This is a genomic window from Actinomadura sp. NPDC049382 (genome assembly GCF_040677125.1).
Classification (GTDB): Bacteria; Actinomycetota; Actinomycetes; order Streptosporangiales; family Streptosporangiaceae; genus Spirillospora; species Spirillospora geliboluensis.
Map to the genome: position 1 here is coordinate 1 of NZ_JBFARO010000043.1, position 16,208 is coordinate 16,208.

Annotated in this window: 16 protein-coding genes and 1 tRNA gene; 6 read left to right on the forward strand and 11 right to left on the reverse strand. The window is 70.8% G+C overall.

Annotated features, from left to right (window positions below; genetic code table 11):
- The 7 genes from AB0K34_RS24220 to AB0K34_RS24250 form a co-directional block, all read right to left on the reverse strand.
- The coding region (locus AB0K34_RS24220; RefSeq protein WP_364550975.1) for a Rho termination factor N-terminal domain-containing protein at nt 1–696 on the reverse strand (696 nt) is incomplete at its 3' end.
- 504 nt (nt 697–1,200) lie between these two features.
- Nucleotides 1,201–2,142 (reverse strand): homoserine kinase, encoded by a 942-nt coding sequence (thrB, locus tag AB0K34_RS24225; protein ID WP_138635946.1) that lies wholly within the window; start codon nt 2,140–2,142, stop codon nt 1,201–1,203.
- On the reverse strand, nt 2,143–3,210 hold the full coding sequence (thrC, locus tag AB0K34_RS24230; protein ID WP_138635945.1) for a threonine synthase: 1,068 nt from the start codon (nt 3,208–3,210) through the stop codon (nt 2,143–2,145).
- Between the two features lie 93 nt (nt 3,211–3,303).
- On the reverse strand, nt 3,304–4,608 hold the full coding sequence (locus AB0K34_RS24235; RefSeq protein WP_240807426.1) for a homoserine dehydrogenase: 1,305 nt from the start codon (nt 4,606–4,608) through the stop codon (nt 3,304–3,306).
- Complete coding sequence (gene lysA, locus AB0K34_RS24240) at nt 4,605–5,996, reverse strand: diaminopimelate decarboxylase (protein WP_138635944.1); 1,392 nt, start codon at nt 5,994–5,996, stop codon at nt 4,605–4,607. Before lysA ends, AB0K34_RS24235 begins: the two co-directional genes overlap by 4 nt.
- Entirely contained in the window at nt 5,993–6,622 is a 630-nt protein-coding gene (locus AB0K34_RS24245; RefSeq protein ID WP_364550978.1) for a hypothetical protein, read from the reverse strand. The genes lysA and AB0K34_RS24245 overlap by 4 nt, the downstream gene beginning before the upstream one ends.
- Before the next feature lie 21 nt (nt 6,623–6,643).
- Nucleotides 6,644–7,006 (reverse strand): response regulator, encoded by a 363-nt coding sequence (locus AB0K34_RS24250; RefSeq protein WP_138635947.1) that lies wholly within the window; start codon nt 7,004–7,006, stop codon nt 6,644–6,646.
- A gap of 125 nt (nt 7,007–7,131) precedes the next feature.
- Here AB0K34_RS24250 and AB0K34_RS24255 point away from each other — a divergent pair.
- Nucleotides 7,132–7,203: transfer RNA gene (locus AB0K34_RS24255), tRNA-Arg, on the forward strand.
- Between the two features lie 317 nt (nt 7,204–7,520).
- Here the strand turns inward: AB0K34_RS24255 and AB0K34_RS24260 are convergent.
- The 3 genes from AB0K34_RS24260 to AB0K34_RS24270 form a co-directional block, all read right to left on the reverse strand.
- Nucleotides 7,521–8,009: a GNAT family N-acetyltransferase gene (locus AB0K34_RS24260; RefSeq protein ID WP_364550980.1), complete on the reverse strand. Its 489-nt coding sequence runs from the start codon at nt 8,007–8,009 to the stop codon at nt 7,521–7,523.
- Nucleotides 8,010–8,163: 154 nt separating this feature from the next.
- Nucleotides 8,164–8,697: a hypothetical protein gene (locus tag AB0K34_RS24265; RefSeq protein WP_138635941.1), complete on the reverse strand. Its 534-nt coding sequence runs from the start codon at nt 8,695–8,697 to the stop codon at nt 8,164–8,166.
- 183 nt (nt 8,698–8,880) lie between these two features.
- On the reverse strand, nt 8,881–9,978 hold the full coding sequence (locus AB0K34_RS24270) for a hypothetical protein (RefSeq protein WP_364550982.1): 1,098 nt from the start codon (nt 9,976–9,978) through the stop codon (nt 8,881–8,883).
- A 97-nt stretch (nt 9,979–10,075) separates the two neighbouring features.
- Here AB0K34_RS24270 and AB0K34_RS24275 point away from each other — a divergent pair, with 97 nt between their 5' ends.
- The 3 genes from AB0K34_RS24275 (at nt 10,076) to AB0K34_RS24285 (ending at nt 13,145) form a co-directional block, all read left to right on the forward strand.
- Complete coding sequence (locus tag AB0K34_RS24275; RefSeq protein ID WP_364550984.1) at nt 10,076–11,371, forward strand: histidine kinase; 1,296 nt, start codon at nt 10,076–10,078, stop codon at nt 11,369–11,371.
- Entirely contained in the window at nt 11,368–12,042 is a 675-nt protein-coding gene (locus AB0K34_RS24280) for a response regulator transcription factor (RefSeq protein ID WP_138635938.1), read from the forward strand. Before AB0K34_RS24275 ends, AB0K34_RS24280 begins: the two co-directional genes overlap by 4 nt.
- A gap of 155 nt (nt 12,043–12,197) precedes the next feature.
- Complete coding sequence (locus AB0K34_RS24285) at nt 12,198–13,145, forward strand: glycoside hydrolase family 16 protein (RefSeq protein ID WP_301176226.1); 948 nt, start codon at nt 12,198–12,200, stop codon at nt 13,143–13,145.
- 96 nt (nt 13,146–13,241) lie between these two features.
- Here the strand turns inward: AB0K34_RS24285 and AB0K34_RS24290 are convergent, their stop codons facing one another.
- Entirely contained in the window at nt 13,242–13,775 is a 534-nt protein-coding gene (locus tag AB0K34_RS24290) for a hypothetical protein (protein WP_138635936.1), read from the reverse strand.
- Nucleotides 13,776–14,203: 428 nt separating this feature from the next.
- Here AB0K34_RS24290 and AB0K34_RS24295 point away from each other — a divergent pair, with 428 nt between their 5' ends.
- Nucleotides 14,204–15,820, forward strand: a complete 1,617-nt coding sequence (locus tag AB0K34_RS24295; protein WP_364550987.1) for an FAD-dependent monooxygenase — start codon at nt 14,204–14,206, stop codon at nt 15,818–15,820.
- Between the two features lie 48 nt (nt 15,821–15,868).
- A complete protein-coding gene (locus AB0K34_RS24300) occupies nt 15,869–16,207 on the forward strand; it encodes a hypothetical protein (RefSeq protein WP_364550989.1) in 339 nt (112 codons plus the stop codon).
- Nucleotide 16,208 lies beyond the last annotated feature (1 nt).

Sequence of the window (16,208 nt, forward strand, 5' to 3'; positions counted from 1 at the left end):
AGCCGAGGCCATCTGCTGGTTGTACTGGACGGCGACCGCGCCCGAGCCCGCGGTGTTGTTCAGCATCACCGTGACCGGCCAGCTGTCGGGGGCGCGCCCGCCGTCGCGGCCGCCGCCCTGGGACTCGCCGTCCTCGGCGCTCTGGTCGCGGCCCTGCTCGCGGTGCTGCCGCTCGCCGCGTCCCTCGCCGGCCCCCCGGTCCTGCCGCTCACCGCGCTGGCGGCCGCCCTGCCGGTCCGCCCGCTCGGCCTTCTCCGGCTTGTCGGCGCCCTTCTCGGCGGCGTCGCCCGGCTGGTCGGCCGGCTTGCCGGACTGCTTCTCGGCGGCCTTGTCGGCCGCCTTCTCGGTCTGCTTGTCGGACGGGGCCTGCTCGGTCGCGGGCGCGGCGTCGGAGATCGTGACCTGGTCGTCGGAGACCTCGCGCTTGGCGGCCGCGGTGCGGGTCCGCCGGGGGCGCTCGGTCTTCGCCGGGGCAGCGGCTCCCTGCTCGCCCCCCGCCGAGCCCTGCTCCCCGCCGCCCTGCTTCTCCTGGATGGCGGCGATGAGCTGGCTCTTGCGCATCCCGGTCACACCGGTGATGCCGAGGCTGGACGCGAGCGCCTTGAGCTCGGGCAGCACCATGGCCGACAGGCCGGTGCCCGAGCGGCGGCGCCGGGGGGTGGCGGACTCCGCGGCGGCCGGAGCGGCGTCGGCCACGGTTCCCGTGCTTGATGCGTCCGTAAGGAGTTCGCTGGATTCGCTCACTAAGGGTCCTTCCCAGGGAGCGGGCGTTGGCCGGCGTTCGGCCAGTCGACCCGGTGGTGCGGCCCGGCGGGGGCGCCGGGACGGGCTCCGCTGATCACGATGGAACCGGGATCTGCGTGTTCTGGGCACAGCCAGATGGTGGACGGGACGTTCCGCTCGTGCGTGTCCCCGGTACCGCCACGTCCTGAGTTGTTGCGCTGGAATGCCTGACAACGGGATATCACGGTGTCGGGGAGCCTGGTACGCGGGACCGAAACGACCGGAGGGTCGAACAGGCGACGCGCGGCTGACGAGCACGCTGCCCCGAACGGGGCATCTGGTGCGGCATTCAGCCTAACATCACCAGGGCACACAGCTATTCCCCAGAGGTCGATGTCTTCGCATTTTACCTAGCGGGATCGTGCCGGAACCTGCACCGGCCGGAGCGCCGCGAAGGCCCCGCCCCGGACGCCGCGATCAGGCCCGGACCTCGTGTTCTCCGGTCATGACGCGAGCGCCGCGGGTCGCGACGTCCAACGGGTGTATGTGCCAGCCTTTACCCACTTCGGGGACTACTGAATCAACTCGTGATGCGTTTGTGAAGGCCAGGACAGTCGGACCGGCCCCGGAAATCACCGCCGGGACGCCCCCGTCCCGCAAGGTCTTGACCAGTGCGGCGGACTCGGGCATGGCGGGCGCGCGGTAGTCCTGGTGGAGCCGGTCCTCGGTCGCGTCCAGCAGGACGTCCTCGGCCATTCCCGCGGTGAGCGCCGCCACCAGCAGCGCGGCCCGGCCGGCGTTCGCCGCCGCGTCCCCGTGCGGGACGGCCTCCGGCAGCAGCCCGCGGGCCCGCTCGGTCGCCAGCCGCTGCTCGGGGACGATCGCGACGACCTCGGTGACCTGCGATTCCAGCCGCACCAGCCGCGGGCCGGCCGGCGTCGTCCAGGCGACGGTCAGGCCGCCCGCGAGGCACGGCGCGACGTTGTCGGGATGCCCCTCGATCTCGGTGGCGAGCCGCAGCGCGGCGTCGTCGTCGAGCAGCGCCCCCGCCGGGTGCAGCGCGCGGGCCGCCACGATCGCCGCCACGATCGCGGCGGACGACGAGCCGAGCCCGCGGCTGTGCGGGATCGCGTTGCGGCAGCGCAGCCGGACCCCCGGCGGCCGGGACGGGCCGGATCCGGCCAGGTCATCGAGGACGTCGAGGGTGCGGCGCAGCACCTTCACGATGAGGTGCCGCTCGCCGCGGTCGGCGACCTCCGCGCCCTCGCCGTCCACCTCGATGGCCACCCCGCCGCCGGTCAGCTCGACCTCGACCTCGTCGTGCAGGGCGAGCGCGAGGCCGAGCGAGTCGAAGCCGGGGCCCAGGTTCGCGCTGGTCGCGGGCGTCCGCACCAGCACCGGGCCTTCCGTCCAGCCCACTTAGGTGAGGCCGAGTTCGGAGGCGGCGGAGTGCGCGTCCACCTTGATGGTGGTCGGCGCGGGGGCGCCGGAGATGGCCCAGTCGGGGTCCTTGAGGCCGTTGCCGGTGACCGTGCAGACGACCTTCGCGCCCGGGGCGACGACGCCCTGCTCGCTCGCCTGCAGCAGGCCCGCGACGCTCGCCGCGGAGGCGGGCTCCACGAAGACGCCCTCCTCCCGGGCGAGCAGCCGGTACGCGGCGAGGATCTGCCGGTCGGTGACCGAGTCGATCGCGCCGCCCGACTCGTCGCGCGCGGCGACGGCCAGGTCCCAGGAGGCGGGGTTGCCGATCCGGATCGCGGTCGCGATCGTCTGCGGCTTCAGGACGGGCTCGCCCTTCACGAACGGCGCCGCCCCGCTGGCCTGGAAGCCCAGCATGCGCGGCGTCTTCGACGCCTCCCCGTCGGCGGCGTACTCCCGGTAGCCCATCCAGTACGCGGAAATGTTGCCGGCGTTGCCGACGGGCAGGCAGTGCACGTCGGGGGCGTCGCCGAGCGCGTCGACGATCTCGAACGCCGCCGTCTTCTGGCCCTGCAGCCGGTACTTGTTGACCGAGTTGACCAGCGCCACCGGGTAGTCGACCGACAGCTTGCGCGCCAGTTCGAGGCAGTCGTCGAAGTTGCCGTCCACCTGCAGCAGCCGCGCGCCGTGCACCAGCGCCTGCGCCAGCTTGCCCATCGCGATCTTGCCCTGCGGGACGAGGACCGCGCAGGTCATCCCGGCCCGCACCGCGTACGCGGCGGCGGACGCCGAGGTGTTGCCGGTGGACGCGCAGATCACCGCCTTGGCGCCGTCCTCGGCGGCCTTGCTGATCGCCATCGTCATGCCGCGGTCCTTGAACGAACCGGTCGGGTTGGCGCCCTCGACCTTGAGGAACACCTCGCAGCCGGTCAGCTGGGACAGCCGGTGCGCGGGCACCAGCGGGGTGCCGCCCTCCAGCAGCGTCACGACCGGGGTCCGGTCCGACACCGGCAGCCGGTCGCGGTACTCCTCGATAAGGCCACGCCACGCGCGGGCGTTCGGGTTCACGTCGGTCTCCTGAATGACCTGGGATGTTGCCCGGAGTCTACCGGGATCGCCCGTACCGCTACGCGGCCCGGTCACCGGGCCTCACCTGGGGCGTCACTCCTCGCCTTCGACCCGCATCACGCTGGTCACGGCCCGGACGATCTCAAGCCCGCGCAAGCCCTCCACCGTCGCGGTGAGGGCCGCGTCCGGCGCCCGGTGCGTCACCACGACCAGCTGGGCCTCCTCGCCCAGCCCGACCTGCCGGACGGCCTGGATCGACACCCCGTGCCTGGCGAACTCCTCCGCGACCGTGGCGAGGACACCGGCCTCGTCGGTCACGTCCACCTGGATGTAGTAGCGGGTGACGGTCTCGCCCATCGGCAGTACGGGAAGCTTCGCGTACGTCACCTCGACAGGGCCCGGTGTACCGCCGGCCACGTTCCGCGCCACCGCGACAAGGTCGCCCAGGATCGCGGACGCCGTCGGAGCACCACCGGCACCCGCGCCGTAGAACATCAGCGATCCGGCGGACTCGGCCTCCACGAACACCGCGTTGTACGCCTCGCGCACACTCGCCAGCGGGTGGGACCTGGGAATCATCGCCGGATACACGCGAACGGACACACCGCGGCCGTTCCGGCCGTCCGTCGAAGGGATGCGCTCGCAGATGGCCAGGAGCTTGACGACGCAGTCCATCCCCTTGGCGCCCGCAACATCGGCGGCGCTCACCTCGGTGATGCCCTCACGATGGACGTCCGCCGCCGTCACGGGCGTGTGGAACGCCAGCTGCGCCAGGATCGCCGCCTTGGCCGCCGCGTCGAAACCCTCCACGTCAGCCGTCGGATCGGCCTCCGCGTAGCCGAGCGCCTGCGCCTCCTCCAGCGCGTCGTTGAACCCGGCGCCGTGCGTGTCCATCTGGTCGAGGATGTAGTTCGTGGTGCCGTTCACGATGCCGAGCACCCGGTGCACGTGGTCGCCGACCAGCGAGTCGCGCAGCGGCCGCAGCAGCGGGATCGCACCCGCGACGGACGCCTCGTAGTACAGGTCGGCGCCGTACTCGCGGGCCGCCGCGAACAGCGTCGCGCCGTCCTCGGCCAGCAGCGCCTTGTTCGCCGTGATCACCGACTTGCCGGACTTCATCGCCTCCAGCATCAGCGTCCTGGCCGGCTCGATACCGCCGATGACCTCGATGACGATGTCGACGTCGTCCCTGGTCACCAGGCCCTGGGCGTCCGTCGTCAGCAGCTCCCTGGGCACGCCCTCGCGCACCCGGTCCGGCCTGCGCACGGCGATCCCGGCGAGTTCCAGCGGCGTCCCCACGCGCGCGGCCAGATCGTCGGCCTGCTCGATCAGCAGCCGGACGACCTCCGTGCCGACCACCCCGCATCCGAGCAGCGCCACGCGCAGTCCGGGTTTCACGCTTCGACCTCCGCATCGAGCCGCAGCAGGTCCGCCGCGCTCTCCCGGCGGACGATCACGCGCGACCTGCCGTCCCTCACCGCCACGACGGCGGGCTTCGGGACGTGGTTGTAGTTGCTGGCCATCGACCGACAGTACGCACCGGTCGCCGCCACCGCCACCAGGTCCCCCGCCGCAAGATCTTCGGGGAACCACAGGTCCCGCACCACAATGTCGCCGCTCTCGCAGTGCTTGCCGACAAGCCTACTGAGCATGGGCGCCGCATCCGACGACCTGCTCGCCAGCACGCCGGTGTACTCGGCGCCGTACAGCGCGGTGCGCAGGTTGTCGCTCATGCCGCCGTCGACCGACACGTACGTGCGCAGGCCCTCGACGTCCTTCACCGTGCCGACCTCGTACACCGTGACGCCGCCCGGCCCGATGATCGCCCGTCCCGGCTCCACGGTCAGCCGCGGCATCGCCAGGCCGTACGCCCTGCACTCGCGGGCCACGATGTCCCGGAGCCCGTCCGCGATCGACTTGGGGTCGTGCGGCTCCTCGCCCGGCACGTACGCGATCCCGTAACCGCCGCCGAGGTCGAGCTCCGGAAGCTCGATCCCGTGCTCGTCCCGGATCGCGACCAGCAGCTCCGCCAGCCGGTGCGCGGCGACCTCGAACCCGTCCACCTCGAAGATCTGCGACCCGATGTGGCTGTGCAGCCCCACCAGCTCCAGCTGCTTCAGCTCCAGAACCCGCCGGACGGCCTCCAGCGCGGCCCCCGAACTGCGCGAGAACCCGAACTTCTGGTCGTCATGGGCGGTCGCGATGAACTCATGGGTGTGCGCCTCAACACCCGTAGTGACCCGCACCATCACCTTGGGGCGGACACCCATCTCCTGGGCGAGATACCCCAGCCGCGCTATCTCCTCGAACGAATCCAGCACGATCCGTCCGACGCCGGCCTCAAGGGCCTGCTCCAGCTCCCACTTGGCCTTGTTGCTCCCATGCAGGGTGATGCGCTCGGTAGGGAAGTCCGCCGCGAGGGCAACGGCAAGCTCACCCCCACTGCACACGTCGAGCCCCAGGCCCTCCTCCTTCAGCCACCGCGCGACCGCGGTACACAGAAAGGCCTTGCCCGCGTAGTGGACGTCCCCGTCATGGAACGCCGCCGCGTACTCCCTGGCCCGGCTCCGCACGTCCTCCTCGTCATAGACGTACAGAGGCGTCCCGTACTCCTTGGCCAGGTCCCGCACGTCGACACCGCCGACCGTCAGGACACCGTCCTCCCGGCGGGCACTGCGCGGCCACACAGCGGGCTCCAGGGCGTTCAGATCCTCCGCAGGCCCGGCAGGATGGTCCTCCGGCAGCACATCGGCATGCCTCGGCCCAGCAGGGTGTACTCGACTCATATCCGCTCTCTAGGGGTCTCACCGATCATGTTCAGCCCGTTGCCGAGGACGACCTTCACCGCCCGCGCCAAACCCGCCCGTCCCTCAGGACGGTGCTCGTGCACCTCGTGGTACGCCTCGGCCACTCTCTCCAAACACAACATCAGCGGCCTGGCATCCCGTTCCCGCTCCGCCTGCTCCGCCCGCCCGGGCACGTCCCCCATGGCCCACACGAGCTCGGACTCCAGCTCCCCGCCCCGAAACGGCGCGCTCTCGCCCCACCGCTCAACCCAGCAGGCCCGCGCGTAAGCAAGACGAACCGAAAACCCCGGATTCTCAAACGTCCGGGGCCACTCGTCCCACACACCCCCCGGCACCCGTGCGGCGACCCCGTAACGAGGATCACCCAGGATCTGCTCCACCAGCTCCCCCGCCGCCAGGACGACCCGGACGAACCCATCGCGGACGACGCCCCCGACCCGCCGCGCGATCACCTCGGGATCAACACCGAGCCGCAGCGCCACCGGACTCTCGAATACCCCGCGCCCCCGCCCGAAGACCACGACGCTCTCCGGCACGGCGACATCGATCTCCCCGTCCGCCACGGCGTCCCGCACCGCCCGCACGAGGGCATCGCCTGGAGTCACCCTGGTGAGACTATCCGACCACTATCTGGACACCGCAGCGAGTTTCCGCACCGTCTGGATCAGCTGGTTCGGGTCGAACGGCTTGGTCACGTACGCGTCGACACCGATCTCGTGCCCCCGCCGCACATCGTGCTCCTGCGCCCGCGCCGTGATCATCACGACCCGGATGTGCGCGGTCCCGGGGTCCTCCCGCAGCTTCACCGCGGTCACCCACCCGTCCAGCCGCGGCATCATCACGTCCAGCGTGATCACGTCCGGCCGGACCTCGCCCACCTTCTCCAGGCAGTCCTGACCGTCCACCGCGGTCGACACCTCGAACCCCTCCAGTTGCAGGTTCACGGCGATGAGCTGGCGGATCACCTCGTCATCGTCGACGACCAGCACGCGTCCCAGTGGCTCGGTCACGGCTCGAAGTTAGCCCACTCCTCCCCCGCACGCACGGCGAAATCCCACGTGCACGCCACCCCGCCAACCCTGGTAACCTTCTACCGCGCCACCAACGGCGCAGGGCCCCCTTAGCTCAGGGGATAGAGCAACGGCCTCCGGAGCCGTGTGCGCAGGTTCGAATCCTGCAGGGGGCACCTCAGAAGAATCCGCGAAGAACCCCGGTTGACCAGGCACTAAGCCAGGCACCGGGGTTTGTTGCGTAGGCAGCCATGTGCCACCGAAGGCCGCCGATTGTCACGGTCTCGCCATCCGGCCCGCTGGAGCGCGCCAACTTGTTTGGGGTTGGGGCGCGCCGCCGGTCGGCCGCATGGACCACTTCGGGCGGCTTCCAGGCGTGATCGCTGGCCCCGTCGAGTGGATTTGCCGAAGGCTGTTTCTCGCGGACGACGTACTTCAGCGCACCGTAGAAGCCGCGGCAGCGTATGAACGGCGTCCTGGACGGCCAGCCGGGCTACGGCAACTGCTTGCGCATTAGCGTGCACACCGCCTCGTACCTAAGGGTGGTTCCGTCTGGACCATCCACGTCCCACGACTCGGTCGCGCTCCCATAGGCGACGTAGCCGAGCCGCTCATACAGCGCGCGGGCCCGCGGGTTAGTCTCCTCGACGCCGAGTTCGGCGCGGTCCAGGCCGCGGGAACGGATTCGCTGCTCGGCAGCCTGAATAAGGATGGTGCCGATCCCGCACGACCGCAGCGCCTCATGAACGGCCAACTGCCAGAGGGTTCCCGCACCGGCTGTCTTCGCGTAGTCGACTCCGCCGACCGCTACCGGAAGACCGGACGGCGGGCAGACGGCAAGGTAGTCCACCTCGCCACGTGCGGTCCGGTCCAGGGCCTTGGCCATGCTCACCAGGTGGGTGGCCGACCCGGACCAAGAGCATGAAGGAAGATCGTCATGCGTCAGGTCGCGGACGGTCAGCGAGACCGTGATGTCGGCCATGAGCACTACCTCTCAATCTTCGGTGACCCAACGCGGGCCCGGCTGAACGCTAACGCTGGGCGTCCTTAGGGCACGATCAAGGGCGTTCATGGCCACCGGCGCCCAGGCCGGGGGGCGGTCTGGGCGCCGGTGGGTTCGCGTGTTGGGCGGGCGTCTAGGCGCGGAACGTGACGTGGGCGGAGAGGCGGTTGCCCGAGAGCAGGAGCGTTCCGGCGCCGCCGGTGGTGGTCACCGACCAGGACTGCTGGCCGGACGGGTTCTTCACCCAGCCCTCGACCGCGCAGGTCTTGGTGTCCCTGCAGACCTTCTTGGAGACGGCCGGCCGTCCCCGGTTGATGCCCGAGTAGACGTCGATCACCGCGACCTTCTTGTTGCACTCGACCTTGCCGTAGTGCCAGACGCGGCTGCCGGAGGTGCCGGCGCTGGCGTACGTCCGGCACTTCAGCTTCGTGTTGGCGAAGTGGCTGCTCCAGGGGCCGTAGTCGGTCTTCTTGACCACCTTCGCGGCGGACTGCTGCGAGAGGGACTGCCCCGGAAGCGCCCCGCCCGAAAGGGACTGCGTGGTGCCGGTGCCGGCGACGGGGGACGCGGGCTTGGCCGGTTCGGACGTGAGGCCGGCGACCACCGCGCCGCCGGCCAGGGTGAGTCCCAGTGCGCCCGTCGCGACCAGGGCGTTCGTCTTCTTCATCGCTGAAGCCTTTCTGAAGGATCGGGGCCTTTCTTTGCCGGCCGCCGTTGACTTCAGTGAAGGTAGCGATGTGAAACGGTCTGGAGTCAGGGCCCTAGGGCTTCTTTATTCTGATCGGGGGCCCTACGCCAGGGCGCAGCTAAGGGGTGTAAGGGAATTGCGAGTAAAGGCTTGGACGTGGCGCTATGCGGGCGCCACGGTCTGGATGAAGTTGTATCCCCAGACGGCCGACTTCGAGCATGCGGTGTGGACCGCCTGGACGGTGCCCGAATGCGAGGAGTCGATCCCCACGCACATTCCCTTCTCGCGGGTCTCGCCCGGCCGCAGTTCAAAGAGGGGCACGGGTTGCGAGGTGCCGTCGCCGGCCTTGCCGGAACTCGGCGGTTCGGCCGCCTGCAGGGCGAACCGCTGCCACTTGCTGGCCTTGTCGCACGCCTTCAGGTGGAGGCGTGCGCCGTCGCTGGGGGCGTCCAGCGTGAGGCACCAGAGCTGCTCTTTGACCGTGTAGGCCTTGATCACGTAGATGCCGCCGGAATCGGGTTCCAGCCAGAACCGCTGCAGCGCGTCCTCCTCGTCGCACTGATCCTGGGAAAGGGTCGGTGCGAACTGGTCGTCGGGGAAGATCGCCAGACAGTCGCCGACGGACGTGGCCGTTTCCGGCTGGACCGCGTACCAGCCCGTGCCCGGCGGGGCCGCGGTCGGCCGTTTCCCGCCGTGCCCGCCGTCGGCCTTGCCGGAGTCGTCGCCCGACCCGGTCAGCATGGCCACCGCGATGACCGCGACGGTGACGAACGCCGGGGCGGCCGCCAGCGGGGACAGCGAACGGCGCGTCCGCTTTTGGCGGCGCTTTCCTCCCGGCTTCCGATGGCGGGGGCGCGCTCGCTTTTCCGGTTCTTCCGGTGGCGCCTCCTGCGAGGGAGGCGGGGCGAAGGCGGCCTCCGGGGAAGGCGCCGGTGCCGTCCCGCTGATCCTCGCGTACGCGCGCATCCAATCGGCCTGCACTTCGGGCACGCATCCGCAAGCACTGATGAATGCCGACACAACTTCCCGTCGCGGAAGCTTGCTTCCGCCGAGCATTCCGGCCAGACCTTCCGGAAGGAGCACGAGCGCGGAGCCCATCCTGGCTTCGAGTTCCGCGAGGCTGAGTCCCGACCAGCGCTGAAGCGCGCGCATCAAGGCGATGAACCCGGCGGCGTCACGGACGCCGTCAGGCTGCGGGACCGCCCTGCGGCCTGGCACTTTTCCCCCTTCTTGCGTTGAAATACTGTTGGTCGTGGGCATCGTAGCGACCTCCATTGGAGATGTGGCTAGTGTTCCCTTTGCAAACGCCTGCGCTTCCGGTTCCGGGCCGACGGTACGAACTCGCGGAGGGCCGCCGATGTCCGATCTCGCCAAGCACGCTTCCGGGTCGCTGCGCGGATCCGCCGAATCCCGCATCGGCACGGCGTTCGTGCTGCTCATCCAGGTGCGGGTGCTGGTCGTCGGGGTGACGGTGCTCATCGACCGGCAGGTCCGGGGCGACTTCTGGGCGCTGGGCGTGCTGGCGGGGGTGGCGCTGCTCTCCGGGCTGATGCTGCTCGGCTGGGAGCAGGTGGTCTCGCGGCTGTACGCGCAGCCGGCCCTGCTGGCCTGCGATGTCCTCGTCGGCTACGCGGTGCTGGAGGCCGGCGGGATCCTCGGCCCGTACTTCCTGGTCACGGTGATCGCGGCCGGCCTGGCCGGGCTGCTGTACCGGTGGCCGACGACGGTGGCGCTGTGCCTCCAGCAGGCCGTGCTGTACTACGTGGCGCTCTTCCAGGGCGACGGGACGGACGGCATCCGGCACAGCACGACGCTCCCGCTGCTGCTCGCGATGCCCGCCTTCTACGGGATCGGCGCCCTGGTCGGCGCCGTGATCCGGCGGCTGTTCGACGAGCAGGCCGCGGCGGAGGAGGCGCTCTGGCGCTCGGAGGCGCTGGCCATGGCCGCCGAGGAGCGCTCCCGGCTCGCCCGGGAGATGCATGATTCGCTGAGCGGCACCCTGTCCGGGATCGCGCTGGCGGCGAGCAGCCTCCCCGCCTTCGTGCGCAGGTCTCCGGAGCGGGCGGAGAAGGAGGCCCAGCGCATCGCCACCGCCGCGCAGATCGCCACCCGGCAGGCGCGCTCGCTCATCTCCGAGCTGCGGTCCGGCACCGTGCAGCGCCCGCTGCACGTCGTGGCCGCCGAGCTCGCGGAGGAGTGGGGCCGGGCGACGGGGTTGCGGGTCGTCACGCGCATCCAGGAGGGCGCCGACCTGCCGCTGCATCCCCGGCACGAGACCGTGGCGATCATCTCGGAGGCGCTGGAGAACGTCCGCCGGCACGCCGATGCCTCGGTCGTGGAGCTCACCGTGTCCGGCGGGCCGGACGGCGTCCGGGCGGTGGTGCGCGACGACGGCCGCGGCATGCCCGGACGCCCCGGCAGGGCGGGCTGGCTGGACGAGCTCGCCGGCGGCGGACACTACGGCCTCCTCGGCATGCACGAGCGGGCCCGGCGCGGCGGAGGGGAGCTCACCGTCGACTCGGTCCCGGGCGGCGGCACGAGCATCACCGTCCGGTTCCCCGCCGGGCCGGCCGGCGGCGGGGCGGCATGGGACGGGACGGCGGGGAGGGCCCCGGCCGCGAGCGGGAAGGCGCCGATGGAGGGAAGCGAATGAACGCGGGTGTGCGGTGCCGGGTGCTGGTGGTGGACGACAACCCGTTCATCCGCTCCGGGCTCACGCTGGCGCTGGACGCGTCCGGCGAGATCGAGGTCGTGGGCGAGGCGGGGGACGGCCGCGAGGCCGTGGAGCTGGCGCGCGCGCTGGCCCCGGACGTGATCCTGCTGGACGTCCGGATGCCGCACGTCGACGGGATATCCGCCTCGGCCGCGCTGAGCGCGATCAGCCGGGTCATCATGCTCACCCAGGTCGAGGACCCCGAGGTGGTGCTGGCGGCCGTCCGGAACGGGGCGGTGGGCTACCTGGTGCACAACACCTTCACCCCGGAGGAGCTGGCCGCGGCGGTGCTGGACACCGCGAGGCATCGGGCCCACCCCCTTTCCCAGGCGGCGTCGGCCGCACTGATCGACGCCGCGCGGACCGACCCGGGGGCCGCGCCCGCGGCGGCCGACCCGGCCGAGCAGCGCCGGCGGTTCGGGCTTTCCGAACGCGAGGCCGAGGTCATGGATCTGATCACCCAGGGACATCCGAACTCGGTGATCGCCGCCAAGCTATTTCTCACCGAGAAGACCGTCAAGAATTACATCAACCGGCTTTACGCCAAGCTCGGCGCACCCAACCGCTCCACGGCCATCGTGACCTGGCTCGGAATGCCGCCGCGGGACTGACCTGCGGCGCGTTATTGAGGTCCCCCCGTCCCGCCGCTAGGGCCGTAGGGCCCTAGGGCCCCGTGGCGCGGCCGAGTAGGTTTCGGACGAATTAGTGGAGTGCGGAACGGCTGAATCGGCTGTCGGCACAATTCGTCCGGTGCGGAGGTTGAACCGTGTCCTTCTCATTCCGTAGACGCGCCGTCGTCGTGACGGTCACGGCGGTGACGGTCGGGGTCTCGGCGTTCGCCGCCCTGCACGAGAGCTCCGCCGACATCGGCCGCACGGGCGCGGCGGCCGAGTTCCACCCGGTCGGGCCGGGCGCCTCCAAGTCCCCCCGGAGCGCTCGGGAGACCCCCCGCGCCTCCGCGGAGGCGGACCGCGCCGCCGAGAAGACCGGCGGCGCGGCGACGGCGGCGCAGCGGTACGGCTGGGGGCGTCCGCTGGCGCACGACGAGTTCAACGGCCGCCTCGACCGGGAGGCGTGGGAGCTGTACGACGGCGAGGGGCACGCCGGCAAGGGGCGGCGCAGCCCCGAGGCGGTCACCGTGCAGAACGGGGCGCTGCTGATCACCGGCACGCCGGACGGGACGACCGGCGGGCTCGGCTGGCGCGACGGCGACCGCAAGTACGGCCGCTGGGAGGCGCGGCTGCGGATGAACCGCGCGTGCGCCTGCTACAACGCGAACGTGCTGATGTGGCCCGTCAACGGCGGCGGCGGCACCGCGCCGGAGGGCGGCGGCGGCGAGATCGACTACATGGAGACCTACGGGGACGACGGGCTCCGGAAGGGCGCCAACTTCTTCCTCCACTTCGACCAGCGGAAGGGGTCGGAGCAGAAGGGCCGGGAGGGCAACTCGGGCCGCCTGGACGGCCGGGCCGACGTCGACCTCACCACGTGGCACACGTTCGCGCTCGAGTGGACCCCCAAGGAGATCAACGGGTATGTGGACGGGCGCCGCCACTTCCACACCACCAGGCAGGACGTGCAGCCCCCGCGCGCGATGGGCCAGGCGATCCAGCTCGACTGGATGCCCGAGCTGAAGAAGCTGACCGCGCCCGGCATCGACACCGGCCGCAACGCGACACTCGAGATCGACTGGATCCGCATGTACGACGCCTGATCCCGGCGCCCCCGGGGCGGGGGGACGCGGCGAAGGCCGGCGGGCGGGCACGGTCTTCCGGGCACGGGGTCTCCGGGAGGCCGGCCCGCCGGGGCGTCAGCGGACGATCTGCCACATCCCCTCGCCGTCGCGGCGCAGGACGAACTCGGGCTGGAGCGCCGACTCCGTCAGGTGGCCGTCCGTCCAGCGCAGCCCGGAGAAGGGCAGCACCGCCTCGTCGCGCTCGGTGATCTTGCCGCCGGTGGCCAGGACCCGGCGCAGCGCGAGCCGTTCCCGGGGCCGCAGCAGGTGGGGAGTGTCCTTCACGCCTTTGCGGCAGTCGCCTCTGAGCGCGGGGCCGTTCAAGAAGTCGCTGTCCTTGGCCACGTACCGGCACACGGACGTGTCGCCCGCCGCCTGCCCCCGCAGGAACGCCTGGAGCGCGGCGCGGGCGCCGCGGATGCCGGGCTCGGCGCCGGGATCGGTTTCGGGCGGCTCGGTCGTCTCCGCCGGGCTCGGCGGCGCGGGCCGCGTCGCGGCCGGGGCGGCGCCGGCCTCGCCGTCGTCCGATCCGCCGCCGCATGCCGCGGCGCCCAGCGTTACGGTCGCGAAAAGAAGAAGGCCGCGGACGGCCGCTTTCCGATGTGTCATCGAATGCTCCCTGAACCCGGGATCCGCCGGGTGATCATACTCTGACATATCGCAATTAGGCCATGGCGTCCAGAATGGTCAGCTGATCATCTGGGATGACCGCGCCGCACATCTTCTTGTGTGAAGACTCTTCGTCGGTACCAGGCGTCGAAGACCAGCCGTAGAGGACGGCGAAGGCCAGACCGGAGAGTGCCGCTGTGGTCCATGAGACGTCTGGCTCCAGTGCGCGAGGGAGCGCGCCCCAGAGGGCCCCGCCCGGGGCGTCGTCAATCGACCCACCGGTGGGTGTGGTCGGGGTGGGTTGGAGGATGACCTTGTCCGCTGTGCGGACAGGTGTACGATCCTGGAAACGCGGCAGGGCGATGACTGGTCTCAGTCGGAGAGCAGGGCTCCCACCCCACGCCGGCGACGGGAGGGATGGAATCCCCATGGCCGATCACGAGGTTCCGGTTCTCATCGCGGGAGGCAGCCTTGTCGGGCTGACCACCTCGCTGCTGCTGGCGGCGCGCGGCGTGCCGCACATGCTGGTCGAGCAGCACCGGGGGACGGCGATCCACCCCCGGGCGGCCTCGTTCCACCAGGGAACGATGGAGGTCTACCGCAGCGTCGGCATGCAGGAGGCCGTCGATGACGCGGCCGAGCGGGAGTTCGTTCAGAACGGGGCGATCATCGCCGTCGAGAGCCTGAGCGGTAAGGAGCTGCAGTACTTCTACCGGTCGTACAACGACGGGGTCGAGGGGCTCAGCCCGACCTCGCGGCTGTTCATCACCCAGATCGGGCTGGAGCCGCTGCTGCGGGACCGGGCGCGGGAGCTGGGGGCCGAGCACTGCTTCGGTACTGAGCTTGTCGGCTTCGAGCAAGACGACGAGGGCGTCACGTCCGTCATACGGTCATGTGACCGTGGAACGGAACGGACCGTGCGGTCGGAGTATCTCGTCGCGGCCGATGGTGCGCACAGTGCCGTGCGAGAGCGGCTGGGGATCGACATGGTGGGGCGTGGCGGGTTCGCCGACTGCGTCACCATCTACTTCAAGGCCGACGTCCGGGAGATGCTCGGGGAGCGCAACCTGAGCGTGGTGTACGTCAACCACCCTGAACTGCTGGGGTTCTTCCGGTTTGCAATTGGCGGTGACTCCGGGTTTCTCGCCGTCTTCGCCACTTTCGGGCCGGACGGCTCCCGGGACAGCGATGTCGGAGAACACGTGGATGCCGCCCGGTGCGCGGATCTTGTGCGGACGGCGCTCGGCGCCGGGGCCGAGTTCCCCGTCGAGATCGACAATGTGCAGAGGTGGAGTGCGGCGGCCGCCGCGGCCGAGCGGTTCCGGGATCGGCGGGTCCTGCTCGTCGGGGACGCCGCGCACGTCATGCCGCCGACGGGCGGATTCGGCGGCAATACAGGGATCGCCGACGCGCACAATCTCGCTTGGAAGTTGGCCATGGTGCATGGAGGGGCGGCTGGAGAGCGGCTCCTGGACACCTATGACGCCGAGCGCAGGCCGGTCTGTCAGTTGACCGTCGAGCAGGCGTACACCCGGTACGTGCTGAGGGTGGATTCCTCCCTTCCGAAGGACGATTTGGCGGAGGCGCTCGATGATGCGTCCATCGAGTTGGGCGCCGTTTACCGGTCGGAGGGGGTCGTCGAGCCTGCTGCGGAGGGGGCGCCACTTGAGGATCCTCGGGTTCCTACGGGACGGGCCGGTACGCGGGCGCCGCATCTGTCACTCGAACGGGACGGGGTCTCGGTTTCGACGCTTGATCTTTTCGGGGGCGGGTTCGTCCTGCTCGCGGGGGCGGAGGGTCGGGAGTGGTGCGATGCCGCCGCTTCGGTGGCCGCGGCTTGGGGTGTCCCGCTGAAGGCTCATTGTGTTGCCGCGACTGGTCCGCTCGTCGACAAGGAAGGGCGGTTCGCGGACGTCTACGGGGTCGGGTCCCGTGGGGCTGTGCTGGTGAGGCCCGATCGCATTATCGGCTGGCGGACGGACGCGCCGGGTGACGATCCCCGCAGCACGATCGAGGACGTCATGGGCCGGCTCCTGTTCCGCTGAGGCCGTACGCAGAGCGGCTCGCGGTAGTAGGGCGCTTAGGATGCGGGCATGTCGACCGCTGACCCCTCGCATGCCGGGACGCGCACTGGCAGCGCCCGGATCGTGTCCTGGGTGGTGGTCGGCATGACCTCGTGGTGGCTCGCCTTTCCCCTGGCCATCGCGATTGGCCTAGCCCTGGTCGACGAAGCTTCGGGCAACGTCGTCGGAAGGTCGGCGGCTGTGGCGCTGCTCTGGGCCGGGCTCGGAGGTGCCGCGCTCGCGCCGGTCGCCGGTCTCGTTGCGGCGGTGGTCGGACGGCGGCGCAAGGCGGGCGTCTACTTCGTCGGCATGGGCGCGGTGACTGTCTGTTGCGTCCTGTTCATTCTCTACGCGCTTTCCCAGGCGTGAC